15 protein-coding genes are annotated in these 15,432 nt (G+C 72.8%); 4 read left to right on the forward strand and 11 right to left on the reverse strand.

Going from position 1 to position 15,432, the window contains the following annotated elements:
* Positions 1–4: 4 nt before the first annotated feature.
* Genes MQP27_RS08640 through MQP27_RS08665 form a run of 6 tightly spaced genes read right to left on the reverse strand, consistent with a single transcriptional unit; the run spans position 5 to position 6,152 of the window.
* Positions 5–775 carry a GvpL/GvpF family gas vesicle protein gene (locus MQP27_RS08640; protein ID WP_242763236.1) on the reverse strand — a complete coding sequence of 257 codons (771 nt, stop codon included), beginning with the start codon at positions 773–775 and terminating at the stop codon, positions 5–7.
* Positions 772–1,212, reverse strand: coding sequence for a gas vesicle structural protein GvpA (locus tag MQP27_RS08645; RefSeq protein WP_242763239.1), 441 nt, complete (start codon positions 1,210–1,212; stop codon positions 772–774). The genes MQP27_RS08640 and MQP27_RS08645 overlap by 4 nt, the downstream gene beginning before the upstream one ends.
* A gap of 58 nt (positions 1,213–1,270) precedes the next feature.
* Positions 1,271–1,621 (reverse strand): gas vesicle protein GvpO, encoded by a 351-nt coding sequence (locus MQP27_RS08650; protein WP_242763242.1) that lies wholly within the window; start codon positions 1,619–1,621, stop codon positions 1,271–1,273.
* Between the two features lie 45 nt (positions 1,622–1,666).
* Complete coding sequence (ligD, locus tag MQP27_RS08655) at positions 1,667–2,596, reverse strand: non-homologous end-joining DNA ligase (protein ID WP_242763245.1); 930 nt, start codon at positions 2,594–2,596, stop codon at positions 1,667–1,669.
* On the reverse strand, positions 2,593–4,440 hold the full coding sequence (locus MQP27_RS08660) for a transketolase (RefSeq protein WP_242763248.1): 1,848 nt from the start codon (positions 4,438–4,440) through the stop codon (positions 2,593–2,595). The genes ligD and MQP27_RS08660 overlap by 4 nt, the downstream gene beginning before the upstream one ends.
* The gene (locus tag MQP27_RS08665) at positions 4,437–6,152 is read right to left on the reverse strand and encodes an NAD(P)/FAD-dependent oxidoreductase (protein ID WP_242763251.1); all 1,716 of its coding nucleotides are present in this window, start codon (positions 6,150–6,152) and stop codon (positions 4,437–4,439) included. The genes MQP27_RS08660 and MQP27_RS08665 overlap by 4 nt, the downstream gene beginning before the upstream one ends.
* Positions 6,153–6,302: 150 nt before the next feature.
* On the opposite strand from MQP27_RS08665, the gene MQP27_RS08670 reads away from it, so the two are divergent.
* Together MQP27_RS08670 and MQP27_RS08675 are read left to right on the forward strand one after the other, a co-directional pair.
* Positions 6,303–7,262, forward strand: a complete 960-nt coding sequence (locus MQP27_RS08670; protein WP_242763254.1) for an LLM class F420-dependent oxidoreductase — start codon at positions 6,303–6,305, stop codon at positions 7,260–7,262.
* A 10-nt stretch (positions 7,263–7,272) separates the two neighbouring features.
* Positions 7,273–8,373, forward strand: a complete 1,101-nt coding sequence (locus MQP27_RS08675) for an enolase C-terminal domain-like protein (protein ID WP_242763257.1) — start codon at positions 7,273–7,275, stop codon at positions 8,371–8,373.
* A gap of 37 nt (positions 8,374–8,410) precedes the next feature.
* Here the strand turns inward: MQP27_RS08675 and MQP27_RS08680 are convergent, their stop codons facing one another.
* Positions 8,411–9,442, reverse strand: a complete 1,032-nt coding sequence (locus MQP27_RS08680; RefSeq protein ID WP_278195889.1) for an SDR family oxidoreductase — start codon at positions 9,440–9,442, stop codon at positions 8,411–8,413.
* A gap of 33 nt (positions 9,443–9,475) precedes the next feature.
* Complete coding sequence (locus MQP27_RS08685; RefSeq protein WP_242763262.1) at positions 9,476–10,030, reverse strand: phage holin family protein; 555 nt, start codon at positions 10,028–10,030, stop codon at positions 9,476–9,478.
* 136 nt (positions 10,031–10,166) lie between these two features.
* On the opposite strand from MQP27_RS08685, the gene MQP27_RS08690 reads away from it, so the two are divergent.
* Both MQP27_RS08690 and MQP27_RS08695 read left to right on the forward strand, forming a co-directional pair.
* A complete protein-coding gene (locus tag MQP27_RS08690) occupies positions 10,167–10,715 on the forward strand; it encodes a hemerythrin domain-containing protein (protein ID WP_242763265.1) in 549 nt (182 codons plus the stop codon).
* An 81-nt stretch (positions 10,716–10,796) separates the two neighbouring features.
* Positions 10,797–11,144 (forward strand): VOC family protein, encoded by a 348-nt coding sequence (locus tag MQP27_RS08695; RefSeq protein ID WP_242763268.1) that lies wholly within the window; start codon positions 10,797–10,799, stop codon positions 11,142–11,144.
* A gap of 5 nt (positions 11,145–11,149) precedes the next feature.
* Here MQP27_RS08695 and MQP27_RS08700 read toward each other — a convergent pair whose 3' ends face one another.
* The 3 genes from MQP27_RS08700 to MQP27_RS08710 form a co-directional block, all read right to left on the reverse strand.
* Entirely contained in the window at positions 11,150–12,397 is a 1,248-nt protein-coding gene (locus MQP27_RS08700; protein ID WP_242763271.1) for a M48 family metalloprotease, read from the reverse strand.
* A 98-nt stretch (positions 12,398–12,495) separates the two neighbouring features.
* Positions 12,496–14,457, reverse strand: a complete 1,962-nt coding sequence (locus MQP27_RS08705) for a DUF5107 domain-containing protein (protein ID WP_242763274.1) — start codon at positions 14,455–14,457, stop codon at positions 12,496–12,498.
* Positions 14,458–14,497: 40 nt separating this feature from the next.
* Positions 14,498–15,397 carry an arginase family protein gene (locus MQP27_RS08710; protein ID WP_242763278.1) on the reverse strand — a complete coding sequence of 300 codons (900 nt, stop codon included), beginning with the start codon at positions 15,395–15,397 and terminating at the stop codon, positions 14,498–14,500.
* Positions 15,398–15,432: the final 35 nt, after the last annotated feature.

The raw sequence follows: 15,432 nt of genomic DNA on the forward strand, positions 1-15,432 counted from the left end.
GACCTCACTCCTGAGCCGCGTCGGGACCGGCCGTGCTGCCCGCGGGCTCGGCGGGGCCGGGCTCCACGAAGCTGTACGGCGGCAGCGGTCCGTTGACGCGCAGTTCGATGTGCGGATGGCTCTTGCGGACGTTCTCCACCTCGGTGAGGAAGGGTTCGGCCGCGTCGCGGTCCACCAGGAACGAGACGTTGACCAGCCAGCCGGTGGACTCGGGGCCCACGCTCACGGCGGCGGCGACGGGTTCGAGGGCGCGCTGCACCTCGACCGCGTCCTCCGCCTCGCGCGCCTTCACGGCGGCGACCACCATCTCGCCCAGTTGCAGGCGCTGCTCGTAACTGCCGCCGCCCGCCTGCCGGTTGGCCTCGGTCAGGGCACGGATCTCCGGGTTCTCGGACATCACGCGGTGCAGCACGGCCTCTTCCTGGTGCACGGCCTTGACGTTGTACTCGACCTTGCCCTCCAGGGCCCGCAGGCGCTCCTTGTAGTGGTCGGCCCGCTCGGCGAGGACCCCGGTGACGGTGTCGTCGTCGGGGGCGACGCTGCCGAACCGCATGGGCAGCACCGGGCCGGCCGCGCCCGCCTCGGCGAGCACGGTCTGGTGGGCGAGCAGGTCCCGGCGCTTGGGCCGCAGCCCCTCGGGGGCGTCGCTCACGACGGCCGCCAGCTCGCCCTGTTCGAGGATGCGCACCGGCCGGGGCGGGTCGCCCACGCCGCCGAGGTCCTCGGAGAACGCGGGGTGCGACTTGGCGGTGATGCCGTAGACATACGTGCTCACTCCTGCTCCTCCTCCCTCCTGCGGGCGGCGGCGGTCTTCTTGCGGGGCCGCGGCCGGGACTCGGTCTCCTGCTCGCCGCCCTCGTCACGCGCCTGCCGGAAGGCGTCGGAGATGGTCTCCGCGGCGCCGGACAGCGCGCCCTTGGACTTGCCGCGCGCACCGGACTCGGTGACCTGGCCGACCACGTCGGGCAGGCCGGGGCTCTTGTTCGGCCCGGACTCCAGGTCCAGCCGGTTGCACGCCTCGGCGAAGCGCAGATAGGTGTCGACGCTCGCCACGACGACACGGATGTCGATCTTCAGGATCTCGATGCCGACGAGGGAGACCCGTACGAACGCGTCTATGACCAGACCCCTGTCGAGGACGAGCTCCAGGACGTCGTAGAGGCCACTGGAGCCTCCCCCTCCGCCGGTCTGCTGTGCCGGGACAACGGTCATGCCGACCCAGCCTCCTTGTCTGTGCTCTCGGGTACGGATGTCGGTTCGGTTCGGCGGCCTACCGGCCGCCGGGCCTGTGTGAGTCGGCGCGTCCGCGTTCGTAGCGGCGGATTCGCCGGTAACCGGTCAGCTGGCCCTCCGGGTCCAGGTCCACCTGGTAACTGGCCATCAGGCTCATCGTGTCCGGAACCCGGGCCATCTCCAGGACCTCGACCTCCAGGGACCAGCCGTCTTCGGTCCGTTCGAAGGACGAGACGGACTCGGCGTTCATGCCGATGAGCTCACCGAGCTGCGTGCGCGCCTGGCGCAGCACCTCCATGGGCTTCGGCGCCCGGTCCGCCGAACCATCCTGTTCCTTATGGTCCTTTTGTGAATTCTGTGACTGTTGAGTGTCTCTTGTGTTCGCCATGGCCACCTCTGTGTTCGGGTGGCCGCAATGCCTATGGCCAAACCTTCAGCCTCGGCGCAAGGCGTTGAGGCGGCGCCGGGCCGGTCCCAGGGCGCGGGCCTTGCTCATGAGGTCGGCCCAGGGGTTGGCGCGGGCCTGTTCCAGGGCGTCGGCGATGGTCCAGCGGCGGGCGGTCAGGCCCGGGTCGTCGAGCTGGGTCCAGTCGATGGGGGTGGCCACGGGCGCGCCGGGCAGGGCGCGGACGGTGAGCGGGGCGACCGCGGTCTGGGCGTAGGCGTTGCGGCCGACGTCGAGGTAGAGGCGGTCGCCGCGGTCCTTCTTGCGGGCGGCGGTGGTGAGCCGGTCGGGGTGGGCGGCGGCGAGGGTCTCGGCGACGTCGTGGGCGAAGGCGCGGGTCTCGTCGAAGTCGTGGTGGCCGTTGAGCGGCACGATCACGTGGACGCCGCGCGAGCCGGTGGTCATCAGGGCGGAGGGCAGCCGCAACTCGTCGAGGAGTTCGCCCAGTTGCCAGGCCGCCTCACGGACGGCGGCGAAGTCGTCCCCGGCCGGGTCGAGGTCGAAGACCATCCGGTCCGGCCGGTCGATCCGGCCGACCCGCGACAGCCAGCGGTGCAGGGTGAGCGCTGCCTGGTCGGCGAGGTAGACCAGGGTGGCGGAGTCGTCGCACACGGTGTGGCAGACGGTGCCGCCCTCCTTGGGGAGCTCGACGCGGCCGATCCAGTCCGGGTAGTTGTCCGGGGTGTTCTTCTGCATGAAGCGGGGGCCGTCGAGGCCGTCCGGGTGCCGTTCCAGCATCAGTGGACGGCCGCGCAGGTGCGGCAGCATGAACGCGGCGGCGGACCGGTAGTACTCGACCAGGTCGCCCTTGGTGTACTCCTTGCCGTCGCCGTCGCCCGGGAAGAGCACCTTGCCGGACCGGTGCACCTCCACCGTGCGCCGCCCGGCGCGCACCCTGCGTACGCCGTCGTCGCTCACCGTACGACCGCCTCCTCCACCAGCAGCTTCCCGGCGGCCGCGATCGACGCGGCGTCGATGCCGGCGGCGTGCAGCTGCTCGTCGGGCGAGGCCGAGCCCGGCATGGACCGCACGGCGAGGCGCACGAGCCGCGGCACGGGCCGCCCGTCGAGGAAGGCGTCCAGGACGGCGTCGCCGAGGCCGCCCTCCTCGTGGTGGTCCTCGACGGTCATCAGGCAGCCGGTCTCCTCGGCGGCCCGGCGCAGGGTCTCCCGGTCGACGGGCTTGACCGAGTAGAGGTCGACGACCCGGACCGGGATGCCGTCCCGCTCCAGGGTGTCGGCGGCGGCGAGGGCCTGGTGCACGGTGACGCCCGCGGCGACGACCGTGAGCCGGTCCTGTCCGGAGGAGCGCAGCACCTTGCTGCCGCCGACCGGGAAGTCCTCGTCGGGCCCGTAGATCACCGGGCTGTCGCCGCGCGAGGTCCGCAGATACCGGATGCCCTCCAGGCCGGCCATCGCGCCGACGAGCGCGGCCGTCTGGTTGGCGTCGCACGGGTACAGCACGGTCGAGCCGTGCACCGCCCGCATCATCGCCAGGTCCTCCAGGCCCATCTGCGAGGGCCCGTCCTGCCCGATGGCGACGCCCGCGTGCGAGCCGACGAGGTTGATCCCGGCCCCGCTGACGGACGCCATGCGCACGAAGTCGTAGGCGCGAGTGAGGAAGGCCGCGAAGGTGGAGGCGTACGGCACCCAGCCGCGCGAGGCCAGCCCGACCGCCGCGGCGACCATCTGCTGCTCGGCGATGTAGCACTCGAAGTACCGCTCGGGGTGCTCCTTGGCGAAGAACTCGGACCGCGTGGAGTCGCCGACCTCGCCGTCGAGGGCGACGACGTCGCCGCGCCCGCTGCCGAGGGCGGCGAGCGCCTGGCCGTAGGCGTTCCGCGTGGCGACCTCGTCTCCCCTGTCCCAGCGGGGCAGTTCGAGATGTCCGGCGCGCACGGCGTGCAACGCCCGTGCGGCCGGCGGCTCGTGGACCTGGACGCGGATGTGCCGCTCGCCGCCGAGCTCGGCGATCGCCTCCTCGGCGTCCGGCAGCGGCTTGCCGTGCAGCCCTTCGCGGTCCTGTACCGACTCGACGCCCTTGCCCTTGAGGGTGCGGGCGAGGACGACGGTCGGCTGTCCGGTGGTCGAGATGGCTTCGCCGTACGCGCGGTCGATCGCGTCCACGTCATGGCCGTCGACCTCGATGGTGTGCCAGCCGAAGGCCTGGAAGCGGCGGGCGTAGGCGTCGAGGTCGTGCTCGTGCCGGGTCGGGCCGCGCTGCCCGAGCCGGTTGACGTCGACGATCGCGGTGAGGTTGTCGAGATTCTCGTACGAGGCGTGCTCGGCGGCCTCCCACACCGACCCCTCGGCCAGCTCGCTGTCCCCGCACAGCACCCAGACCCGGTAGCCGGTGCGGTCCAGCCGCTTGCCGGCCAGGGCGATGCCGACGCCGACGGGCAGGCCCTGACCGAGCGAGCCGGTGGCCGTCTCGACCCACGGCAGCCGGCGCGGCGTGGGGTGCCCTTCGAGCCGGCTGCCCAGCTCGCGGAAGGTCAGCAGCTCGTCGTCGTCGATGGCGCCGGCGGCCTTGTAGGCGGAGTACAGCAGGGGCGAGGCGTGTCCCTTGGACAGCACGAAGCGGTCGTTGCCGGGGTGGGCGGGACGGTCGAAGTCGTAGCGGAAGTGATTGGCCAGCAGTACGGCCATCAGGTCCGCGGCGGACATCGAGGAGGTCGGATGCCCGGACCCCGCGGCATCCGACGCGCGCACGCTGTCAACACGCAACTGCTGGGCGAGCTCGACGAGTTCGGCGGTGTTCATGAGTCTCCCTCCGCGGGGTTGTCGGTTCGCCGGACGGGGCCGGGGGGTTCGGTGGGGGTGGTAGGGCTGGTGGGTCCGGTGGGTTCGCCGCCGGGCTGGTGCTTGGCGGGCTCGCCACCGGGCTGATTCCCGGCGGGCGCCGGCCCGGGCTGGTTCTTGGCGGGCTCACCGCCCGGCTGGTTCTTCGCGGGCTCGGGACCGGTGCTCCCCGGCTCGCGGCCGGGCCGGCTCGTCCCCAGGCCAGGGGCCAACTCCTCGGCCACCTGGGCTTGTTCGACGTCCCGGACAGTGCCCGAAGCGGATCCCTGGCCGGTCCGCTCAGGTTGGCCAGGTCGGTCAGGTTCCGTGTCCTCCGTCGTCGTCGCTCCCGGGCCCGACCGGGCGTCGGCGTCCGCTCGTGGTTGTGGGCGGCCGGCGACCCGGGCCAGTTCCGGGGACGCCGTGTCCAGCGGTACCGACCAGGAACGCACGAGGCCCAACTGGACCGCCTGGCGCGGCAGTACGGCGTCCAGGAGCCAGTCCGCGGCGACGCGGACGCGGTTGCCGGGCATCGCCGCGAGGTGGTAGCCGCGGGTGACCGCACCGGCGAGCGGGCCCGGCAGCGGTACGCCCAGCGGATTCGCCGCGGCCTTCGTGCCGCCGAGGTCGACGACGAAGCCGAGGCCGCGGTGGCGGTAGGCGCGCGGTTCGCCGATGCCGAGGGAGGCGGCGACGTTGCGGGCGACGACCTTGCCGTGCCGCCACGCGTGCTGCGCCGTCATCGGCGTGTACGTGCCGGGTTCGTCGAGATCGGGCACGGCCGCCGCGTCCCCGCACGCGAACACCCCGTCCCGGCCCGGCACTCGGAGGTACGGATCGACCACGAGCCGTCCCCGTTCCAGCGGTTGCCCGGTGCTCTCGACCAGCGGATCGGGCCGTACCCCCACACACCACACCAGCGTGCGCGTCTCCACGAACTCCCCGTCGGACAGCAGCACCCCGTCGTGCGTGGCCTCCTTCACGGAGGTCCCCATGCGCACGTCGACACCCCGCTGCCGCAGCACCCCGTCGGCGGTGCGGGAGAGCCGCTCGTCCATCTCGGGCAGCACCCGCGGCGCGATGTCCAGCAGCATCCAGCGCGGCCGCATGCCCTCCCGCAGAGGGTGCCCACGGACCTGCGCGTCGGTGTACATCTGCCCGTGCGCGGCGACCTCCGTCCCGGTGTATCCGGCGCCGACGACCACGAAGGTGCACCGCGCGGCGCAGCTCTTCGGATCGGGTGCGGCGGCCGCGAGCTCCACCTGCCGGGTGACGTGGTCGCGCAGGTACAGCGCCTCGGGCAGCCCGCGGAAGCCGTGCGCGTGCTCGGCGACACCGGGGATCGGCAGCAGCTTGTTGACGCTGCCGACGGCGAGCACGAGCCGGTCGTACTCCAGCCGTCCGGAACCGCCCTCCGGGTCGGTGTAGTGCACGGTCCGCCCGTCGAGGTCGACGGAGTCCGCCTCGCCGAGCACCAGCCGTACGTGCGGCAGGGTGCCGGAGAGGGAGACGGTCACCCGGCGGGGTTCCAGGAGGCCGGCGGCGACCTGGGGCAGCAGGGGCAGGTACAGGAAGTAGTCGGTCGGGTTCAGCAGGGTGACGTCGGCCTCGTGCCGCACCAGCCGGGACAGGCCACGGGCGGCCTGGTACCCGGCGAATCCGGCACCGACGATCACGATGCGGGGTCGACTCACGGTTCGCCTCCGGCGCTGTCGCGTACGTCGTGCGGAGCCTTCCGCGTCCCCCTGGCCAGGGCCCCCAAACCCGTGCCGGTTTCCGTCCCGGCCGCCGGGTACCCGGACCGCGATCTGCCCAGGCACCAGACGCCATCGGAGGTACCCCCCATGCCCGAGTACGGCTACTTCCTCTCCTGTGAGGAGTTCGGCCCGGCGGAGCTCGTCGAGCAGGCGCGGATGGCCGAGCAGGCCGGCTTCCGGTCGCTGTGGATCTCCGACCACTACCACCCGTGGAACGACGCGCAGGGCCAGAGCCCCTTCGTGTGGTCGGTGATCGGCGCGCTGTCGGAAGCGGTGTCGCTGCCGATCGAGACGGCGGTGACCTGCCCGACCGTGCGGATCCATCCGGCGGTGATCGCGCAGGCCGCGGCGACCTCGGCGGTGATGACGGACGGCCGCTTCCGGCTGGGCGTCGGCACCGGCGAAGCGCTCAACGAGCACATCCTCGGACACGTCTGGCCGCCGGCGAGCGTGCGCATGGAGATGCTGGAGGAGTCCATCCAGATCATGCGGCGGCTGTTCACCGGCGAGGAGGTCAGCCACTACGGCACCCACTACAAGGTGGAGAACGCCCGCCTCTACACGGTCCCGGACGAGCCCGTCCCGATCGACATCTCCGGCTTCGGCCCGGCCGCCACGAAGCTCGCGGCGCGCGTGGGGGACGGCTACATCACGATGATGCCGGAGGAGTCGATGGTGGAGCAGTTCCGCAAAGGCGGCGGAGGCGGAAAGCCGGTGAGCGGCGGCACGAAGGTCTGCTACGGCACCGACCGCGACGAGGCCGTGCGCACCGTCCGCGAGAAGTGGTTCAACCAGTTCCTGCCGGGCGAGATGGGCCAGATCCTGCCCTCACCGCGCCACTTCGAGCAGCTGGAGCCGCTGGTCACGGAGGAGATGGTGCGCGAGAAGTCGGTCTGCGGTGACGACGTCGACGAACATGTCTCGGCCCTGCGGGCCTTCGCCGACGTGGGCTTCGACCGGGTCTACGTCAACCAGATCGGACCGGACCAGCGCGGGTTCTTCGACTTCTACCGTACGAAGGTGCTGCCGCAGCTGGATCAGGGCTGAGGTCGGGACCATGAAACTGCACCGCCCCGTCGTCTCCGTCTACACGGTGCCGACCGACGCCCCCGAGGCCGACGGGACGCTCGCCTGGAGCTCCACGACGATGGTGATCGCGGAGGTGACGACGGGCGACGCGACCGGCACGGGCTGGACGTACGGCCCGGCCGCTGTCGGCGACTTCCTCCGCGACCACCTCGCCCCGCTCGTCGAGGGCCGCAGCGCGCTCGACATCCCGGCCGCGCACGACGCGATGTGCCGCTCGGTCCGCAACGCGGGCCGCCCGGGCATCGCGGCCTGCGCGATCTCGGCACTCGACATCGCCCTGTGGGACCTCAAGGCCCGCCTCCTCGAACTCCCCCTGGCCCGCCTCCTCGGCGTCTGCCGCGAACGCGTGCCCGTGTACGGCAGCGGCGGCTTCACGACGTACCACGACACGCATCTGGCGGCGCAGCTGAACGGCTGGGTGCACGGGCAGCACATTCCGCGCGTGAAGATAAAGATCGGCGAGAGCTGGGGCCGTGCGGTCGAGCGCGACCTGGCCCGCGTCCGCGCGGCCCGCCAGGTCATCGGCCCGGAGGCGGAGTTGTACGTCGACGCGAACGGCGCGTACACCCGCAAGCAGGCGGTCCGGGTCGGCCACGCCCTCGCCGAGCAGGGCGTCGGCTGGTTCGAGGAGCCGGTCTCCTCGGACGACCTGACCGGCCTGCGCCTGGTGCGCGACGCGCTGGTGTGCGACGTGACGGCCGGCGAGTACGGCTACGACCTCCCGTACTTCGCCCGCATGATCGCCGCGGGCGCGGTCGACTGCCTCCAGGTGGACGCGACCCGCTGCGGCGGCATCACGGAGTTCCTCCGTGCCGCGGCCCTGGCCCAGTCCCACGGCCTGGAGATCTCCTCCCACTGCGCCCCGCACGCCCACGTCCACGCGGCGGCCACGATCCCCAACTTCCGCCACGCCGAGTGGTTCCACGACCACGTCCGCATAGAAGACATGTTCTTCACAGGCGCCCTCGACCCGACAGGCGGCTCGGTACACCCCGTGACGGGGATCGGCCACGGCCTGACACTGCGGGCGGAGGAGGTGGAGGAGTACTTGGTGGCGGGCCCGTCATAAGAAGGCCTGCGGCTGGCGCCTTTCTGCTACCGGCTCCCTATTTCCGCCGCGACGGCGACCGGCCACCGCGGCGGAGCCCTGCGGTCACCACCGCCCCCAGCCCCCCGGCGACCAACCCCGCCCCCACTCGCCCGCGGTTGCGCGAAACCCACCCCTCCGGGCTGTCCGACACCGCTTCCTCGTCGAAACGCCCGTGCGCCCCGAAGTCCCGGCCGTGCGCCCCGTCCGCCGGGGTCCACAGATTACCGAAACCGTCGTACTCCCCCGGATCCTGCTGCGCGTCGAAGCCGGTCCTGGCCAGGTAGCGGTCCAGCAGGCCCGGCGCCACCGCGTTGGCGAGCAGCGTGGCGGCCGTGGAGCCGCCGATCCAGTACTCGCGTCGGCGGGCGTGCGCGGCCGCGTGGAGGATCGCCTTCGCGGCCACCTCCGGCTGGTAGACGGGCGCCACCGGTCGGGCCCTGCCCGGCATACGGCTCAACACCCAGTCGAACTGCGGGGTGTTGACCGCCGGCAGCTGCACCATCGTCGTACGGACACCGCTCTTCTCGTGCAGCAGCTCGCACCGCAGCGATTCGTTGAACCCCTGGATCGCGTGCTTGGCCCCGCAGTAGGCGGACTGGAGGGGTATGCCGCGATAGGCCAGCGCCGAGCCGACCTGCACGATCGTCCCCCGGTCGCGCGGCAGCATGTGGCGCAGGGCGGCCCGCGTGCCGAACACGCAGCCCAGGTACGTCACTTCGGTCACCCTGCGGAACTCGTCCGCGGTGATCTCGGTGAACGGCGCGAAGACACCGGCGAAGGCGTTGTTGACCCACACGTCGATGTGTCCGAACGCGTCGGCCACCTGCTGGGCCGCGTCGTCGACCGCCTTGGCGTCGGCCATGTCCACGGTGACGACGAGGGCTTCACCCCCGGCCCGCTGCACCTCGTCCGCCGCCGCGGCGAGACCCTCGCGCCCCCGGGCCAGCAGGGCGACCCGGTCGCCCCGCGCGCCGAAGGCCCGGGCCGTGGCCCGCCCCACACCGCCACTGGCCCCGGTCACGACGACGACCCTGCGCCCGCCCGGCAGCCCCGGCACTCCCCAACGCAGCCGCACCACGGCTCACGCCCGGTGGTGCGGCTGCTCGGGGTCGACGCCCTCCGGACGCGGCGCCGGTTCCGCAGTACCGGATCCGGGCGCGGCGCTTCCGGGCAGGGGCGCACCGGCGCCGGGGCCGGGTACGCCACCGCCGGGCCCGGGCAGGCCCGCCCCGGGCGCGACCGGCGGCACCGGCGGGACCGCCGGGATGCCGGACGCCCGGCCGCCGGCCGGGTCGCCCTGCATGGCCGCCAGCTCGGCCTCGCGCTCCGGCGTCGGCCGGGACGCGGACGGACGGGCAGCCCCGCGCAGGACATAGGCGACCACGCCGAGGATCGCCGCGGTGATCAGCGCGGCGGCCCAGTCGGGCAGGCCGATCGCGAGGGCCAGACCGACGGTGAGGGCGAGGGCCGCGCCCGCGTAGAGGGCGACGGCGCCGGACGCGGCGTACAGCATGGCCGTACGGCGCTGTTTGCGAGTCTGTTCGCGCAGTTCCTCGCGCACGGTCTCGCGCGCCACCTGCGCCAGCTCGTCGACCAGGTGCTTGTCCAGATGCTCCAGATGATCCAAGCCTTCCATGACCGCCGAGTACCCGCACACCCGTGCGCATAACGCGGTCCGTGACGGCCGGAAAGCGGTGCGTCGGCCCCCGGTCGCCGGGTACCCGCCGCTCGCACAACCGGACGCACATCCCCTACCGGAGGAAGACAAGAGGATGACCGAGCGCACCGACGTGGTGGAGCTGCTCAAGGGGCAGCACACCAGGATCCGAGAACTGTTCGACGAGGTGGCGAACACCAAGGGCCAGGACCGGGCGCACCACTTCCACGACCTCGTCCGCCTGCTCGCGGTGCACGAGACCGCCGAGGAAGAGGTCGTCCACCCCTTCGCCCGCAAGAACATCGACGGCGGCGAACTGGTCGTCAAGGACCGGATCGAGGAGGAGGAGCACGCCAAACAGGCCCTCTCCCGCCTCGACGACATGGATCCGGACTCACCCGAGTTCCTGGACCAGTTCGCGGCCCTGCGCCAGGACGTGCTCGCGCACGCCGAGAACGAGGAGCGGTACGAGTTCGCGCACTTCGCCCGGGTCGCGGACCGCGGCAGGCTGGAGACCCTGGCCCGCGCGGTGCGGGCGGCCGAGGCCCTGGCGCCGACCCGCCCGCATCCCGGCACCGACACCGCCGTCAAGAACATGGCGGTCGGTCCGGTCGCGGCCGTCGTGGACCGCACCCGGGACGTGGTGCGCAAGGCGATGGGCTGACCCGCGCGCGAGGCGGCCGGAAAGGGTGACGATCATGCGAAACGATCTCCTCTTCCGGCCGCCCCAACTAGGCTCGTCCGCATGGACATTCTGGGAGCCACGCTGCGTGTCTGCGTCGACGACCTGGAGACCGCGGTCCCGTTCTACGAACGGCTGGCCGGCGGCACCGCGCTGCGTTTCGAGCGCGGTGGCGTCCAGGTGGCCGCGGTCGGCTGCTTCCTGCTGATGAGCGGGCCCGAGGCGGAGCTGGAGGTACTGCGCAAGGTGGCCGCGACGATCGCCGTCAAGGACGTCGAGGAGGCCCACCGGGTCCTCACCGAGCTCGGCGCCCATGTCGTCGCCGGCCCGGTGGCGACCCCGGCGGGCCGCAATCTGATCGCGGTGCATCCGGACGGCATGGTGTACGAGTACGTGGACCGCAACTCGTAACCCGCTCACCGCTCCTGTGCGATGGTCCGCGCCAACCGCCGTGCGGAGGGCCGCAGTTCACGTTCCACGGCCTTCTCCGTCCGCCGGTCCAGGACGACCTTCGGCGTGGACGGGCCGCGCCGGTCGAGGAGTTCGACGCGCAGGTGCGTCGGCGGATGGGTGGCGTCCTGCTGGTGCCACTCCAATGCGCTGACCCGGCGCAGCCGTTCACGCTCGCGCGGCGGTACGGCCGCCACGCGGTCGGCGAGTTGCGCCCACAGCGTCTCGTGGGGACCGGACAGGTCGGCGGCCAGGCGGTGCAGCTCGTCATCGATCCGTGCGGCGTGCAGCAGGGTCTCCATCAGGTCCCGGGCGCCCTCGGTGGACGCGACCTCAGCGGCGAGGTCGTCGGCGAGGTACTCGCGCCGCGGGAAGCCGCGCAGCGACACCTTCTCCAGCAGGCTGAGCACGCTCTGCGCCGCATGGTGCGGGGGCGTGAGCGGCAGCGCCACCAGCACCCGGGCGACCCGTCCGTTCCAGCGCTCGGGCCGGAGCACCTCCACCCACAGCCGCAGCGTGTACAGGGCGCTGCCCACCACGCTGCCGTGCCGGGTGTCGCCGCCCGCGAAGTGGCCGAGCTCGTGCCCGAGCAGGGCGACCTTCTGCTGCGGGGTGAGCACGGCCCACAGCCCGAGCCCGAGGTGCAGCACCCGCTGCCGCAGCCCATAGGTGTGCACCCCGGCGTTGACCCGTCCGTCCACCACGATCACGTCGACGCCGCGCGTGCCCACTTCGCCCGCGACCTCGTCGATCAGCCCGAACAGCCGTGGCGCGTCGGCGCGTTCCAGCCTCGGCACCCGGGAGCCGAGCCGCGGAAAGCGCGGCAGCAGGACAAGGAACAGCAGCACCAGCGGCACGCCCACCGCCCAGGCGACCGGGTTGCCGCCGCCCGCCACCAGCAGCCCGACTCCCGCCCCGAGCAACGCGAACGACAGCCCGTGCACCATGAGGGCCAGGGCGTACGACAGCACGTACGAGGCCGTCAGCCGGGCCCGCCGCCCTCGCGTGCCCTCACGGGCCAGCTCCTCGAAGGTCCCTTCGCTGTGCCGTCCGGCGAGCTCGCGCCGGCGTGCCGCGGTGCCGCCGAGGCCGTAGACGAAGAGCTCGGGCGCCACGTTCCACTCGCAGCCCGTGCACCACACGGGATATCCCGCGTCGACGGGCATGTCCAACCCGCACTGCGGACAGGTCTGTTCGGTCGTCTGCTCGGCCATGCGTGCCCACCCCCGTCGCCGCCGCGTCGTACTCGTGTGCGGCGACGAGAGCGGGCACCGGTCCGGTTCGGCCGGGGCGAGGCCGACTTCCCTACGTCTCAGGACTCGGGCGGACGCATACGGAAGTCGTAGTGCGCCGGCAGCGGTTCGTCGGTGACCCGGCTCCACAGCCGGCCGATCGCCTCCGCCCCCTCTCGCAGGTCGGCCACCTCGAAGCCCGCGCGGAAGACGTCCAGCGCCTCCTCGGCCCGCCCCTCCGCGCACAGCAGCCCGGCCTCGATCAGCCGGAACCGGCCGCGCTCGCGGGTGGCCGGATGCAGTCGTCGCCACACGTCGCGCGCCTGGGCGGTGCGCCCCACGGCGAGCAGCGCCTCGATGGTCTCGCGGCCGAGCGCGGCCGTGGCCGCCGTCCACGACTCGCCGTTGTCGCGCCGCTCGTGGCACAGGTCGTCGAAGGCGTCCGCGTACCGGTCGGCGGCCCGCTCGTGGTTGCCGCTCTCCTGGTCGGCGACGGCGAGGCAGCGCAGCAACGGCCAGAGGGACGGGGCGAGTTCGAGCGCCCGCTCCCAGCTGCGCACGGCCTGCGCCCGGTCACCGGCGTGCCACTGGGCGACGCCCAGGTGGTACTCGGTGAGCGGCGTGGCGGGCGCGGTCTCCAGCATGTCCCGCCAGTGCGTGGCGACGAGCGTCTGCCCGGGCGGCCGCACCCGGCGCGGCTCGGGGAAGGAGCCGGCCCGCAGCAGGTGCAGCCACGGCTCCTGGGCCTCGCCGAGCGTGTCCTCGTCGAAGGGGGTGCCGGGCAACTTCCAGTCGGCGCGCAGCACTTCGAGCGCTCCCCAGCCGGAGCCGGCGGCGAGGACCTCGCCGGGTTCGGTGTCGGCGCACGGCTTCCAGGCGGCGTACGCGGCCTCTAGTTCGGCGCGCGGCAGGGCCGCCTCCAGCCGCACCTCGGCACCCCGCAGCACCGCCGCCCACTCCCCCTCGGGGCGTGCGTCCAGCGGCCCGTACGCCTCCAGCCAGCTCAGCTCGCTCTCCGGTTCCAGCCGGACGTGCTCCAACTGGGTGCGGGCGAGCCCCGCCTGGATCTCGCAGTAGCCGCCGGTGCCCGGCTCGGTGAGCCACTCCTGCCAGCGCCGCCCGCCGGCGCCCGTGCCCCACACGAAGAGCTTGCGTCCGCGCAGCACGTCGGTGGACGTCTGCACGAGCCCGTGCCCGTCGGCGTCGAGGGCCGCGATCCAGCGCCGTCGCCCGTCGTCGATCTCGTAGAAGTAGTCGGCTGCGTAAGGGCTGTTGAGCGGGTACGTGCGGTCGATCCCGTCGTACGACGGCACGGGCACCCGGCGCAGTCGCCGCTCGTACCCGAAGTGCCATGCCTCGTCGGCGGGTGCCAGCACCCGGCGCTCCTCGGGCACGGCGATGTTGGACCACCAGTACGTCGGCACGGGCCGCTCGTGCGGATTGCGGATGCGGACGCCGACGTACAGGAAGTCGGAGCCGTCCGGCAGCCAGAGGTCGATCTGGAAGGGCAGGTCCCGCAGCCGGTCCCACTCCCAGAGGCGGAGCATGTCGCCGCCGTCGGGGGCGGGGACGCGGGCGGCGTGCAGGGGTGCGCAGGAGAGCGGGGTGTGGCCGGTGGCGCCGATGTTCCATTCGATGCCGCCGGAGAACCAGGCGCCGTTCAGCGCGAAGTTCGCGGGCTGGAACACCGGGTTGCGGTAGAGGAGTTCGCGTCCGGTGGGCTTGTGGAGGAGGGAGGCGACGCGGCCGCCGAGGCCGGGCAGGACGGTGGCCTTGAGACGGTCGTTCTCGATCACCAGGGCGTCGATCTCACGGGGTTCACGGGTTCTGCCGTACCCGTCCCTGACCCGCACGGGCAGCAGGCTGCGCAGCCTCTCGTAGCCGATCTGCCGAGCCATCTCGCGCGGCAGGTCCTCTCTGTCCCGGTCGTCGATGCGGTGAACCTCGTGGAGCAGTCGCAGCGGGGGCAGCGGGTTGTCCGGACCCAGCTCCGCTGCGGGCAACGTCAGTACCTCACGTCGGATCGTCGTCACGATCACCATGGAAGCCGCTCGCCGATGAGCTGACCAGGGGAGGTACCGGTCAGGATTCCGCAAAGGCGGACACGAGGGCGTCGGCGAGGAGGGCGCCCGCCGAGCCGTCCGGGTCGAGATCGGGGTCGTAGATCGTGACGTTGAGCCCGACGCACTGCGGGGAGGCGAGCAACGGCCGCAGTACCGCGACGAGTTCCTCCGGGAGCAGCCCGTCCGGATCGGGGCTGTCGACGGCCGGCATCACCGACGGGTCGAGGACGTCGGCGTCCAAGTGCACCCAGAATCCCTGGAGTTGGGGCACGGCGAAGGCCTGCGCGGTGGCCGTCGCGAGCGCCTCCCCGCCCCACTCCCGCACGTCACCCACCGTCACGACCGGAATCTTGAGGGCGGCGAGCTCGGCCCGCTCCTTCTCGAAGCAGTCCCGGATGCCGAAGTACCGCACGTCCTCGTCGCGCAGATACGGCTTCAGTCCCTCCAGGTCCGTCAGGTCGTCCTGCCCGCGCCCGGTGGCCAGCGCGACCTCCTCCCCGCCCGCCGCGCCGACGCGGTCGGAGTTGCCGGGGTGCCGGAAGTCAGGGGAGGCGTCCAGCGAGACCAGCCCGTAGCGCCCGATGCGGCGCAGCGCGAGCGAGGCTCCGAGCTGGATGGAGCAGTCACCGCCGAGCACGACGGGAAAGTCCCCGGCCCGCACATGCCGCTCGACGCGGTCGGCGAGCTTCACGGTGTACGAGGCGATGGCGGCGGCGTTGAAGACCCCGTCGCCCTCCTGCCAGTCCCCCCGGTCGTACCGCGGCGGCACGACCACCCCGCCCTCCAGCGCCCCCAAGCGCTGCACGATCCGCTGCTCCCGCAGCGCCCCGGCGAGCTTGTAGCAGCCGGGCACGGTGCCGGGTGCGGGCGGGCGCAGGCCCAGGTTGGAGGGGGCGTCCAGCACGACGAAATTCCGCATGCGGGTCATCCTCGTCGACGTACAGTCGGGCCTTC

Origin of the sequence: Streptomyces cylindrosporus, from assembly GCF_022698165.1 — a bacterium.
GTDB classification, from domain to species: Bacteria; Actinomycetota; Actinomycetes; order Streptomycetales; family Streptomycetaceae; genus Streptomyces; species Streptomyces cylindrosporus.

Coding starts and splice junctions, on each gene's coding strand:
- MQP27_RS08645 (WP_242763239.1), bottom strand. CDS start 1,212: ATGACCGTTGTCCCGGCACAGCAGACCGGCGGAGGGGGAGGCTCCAGT.
- MQP27_RS08650 (WP_242763242.1), bottom strand. CDS start 1,621: ATGGCGAACACAAGAGACACTCAACAGTCACAGAATTCACAAAAGGAC.
- MQP27_RS08660 (WP_242763248.1), bottom strand. CDS start 4,440: ATGAACACCGCCGAACTCGTCGAGCTCGCCCAGCAGTTGCGTGTTGAC.
- MQP27_RS08670 (WP_242763254.1), top strand. CDS start 6,303: ATGCCCGAGTACGGCTACTTCCTCTCCTGTGAGGAGTTCGGCCCGGCG.
- MQP27_RS08675 (WP_242763257.1), top strand. CDS start 7,273: ATGAAACTGCACCGCCCCGTCGTCTCCGTCTACACGGTGCCGACCGAC.
- MQP27_RS08685 (WP_242763262.1), bottom strand. CDS start 10,030: ATGGAAGGCTTGGATCATCTGGAGCATCTGGACAAGCACCTGGTCGAC.
- MQP27_RS08690 (WP_242763265.1), top strand. CDS start 10,167: ATGACCGAGCGCACCGACGTGGTGGAGCTGCTCAAGGGGCAGCACACC.
- MQP27_RS08695 (WP_242763268.1), top strand. CDS start 10,797: ATGGACATTCTGGGAGCCACGCTGCGTGTCTGCGTCGACGACCTGGAG.
- MQP27_RS08700 (WP_242763271.1), bottom strand. CDS start 12,397: ATGGCCGAGCAGACGACCGAACAGACCTGTCCGCAGTGCGGGTTGGAC.
- MQP27_RS08705 (WP_242763274.1), bottom strand. CDS start 14,457: ATGGTGATCGTGACGACGATCCGACGTGAGGTACTGACGTTGCCCGCA.
- MQP27_RS08710 (WP_242763278.1), bottom strand. CDS start 15,397: ATGCGGAATTTCGTCGTGCTGGACGCCCCCTCCAACCTGGGCCTGCGC.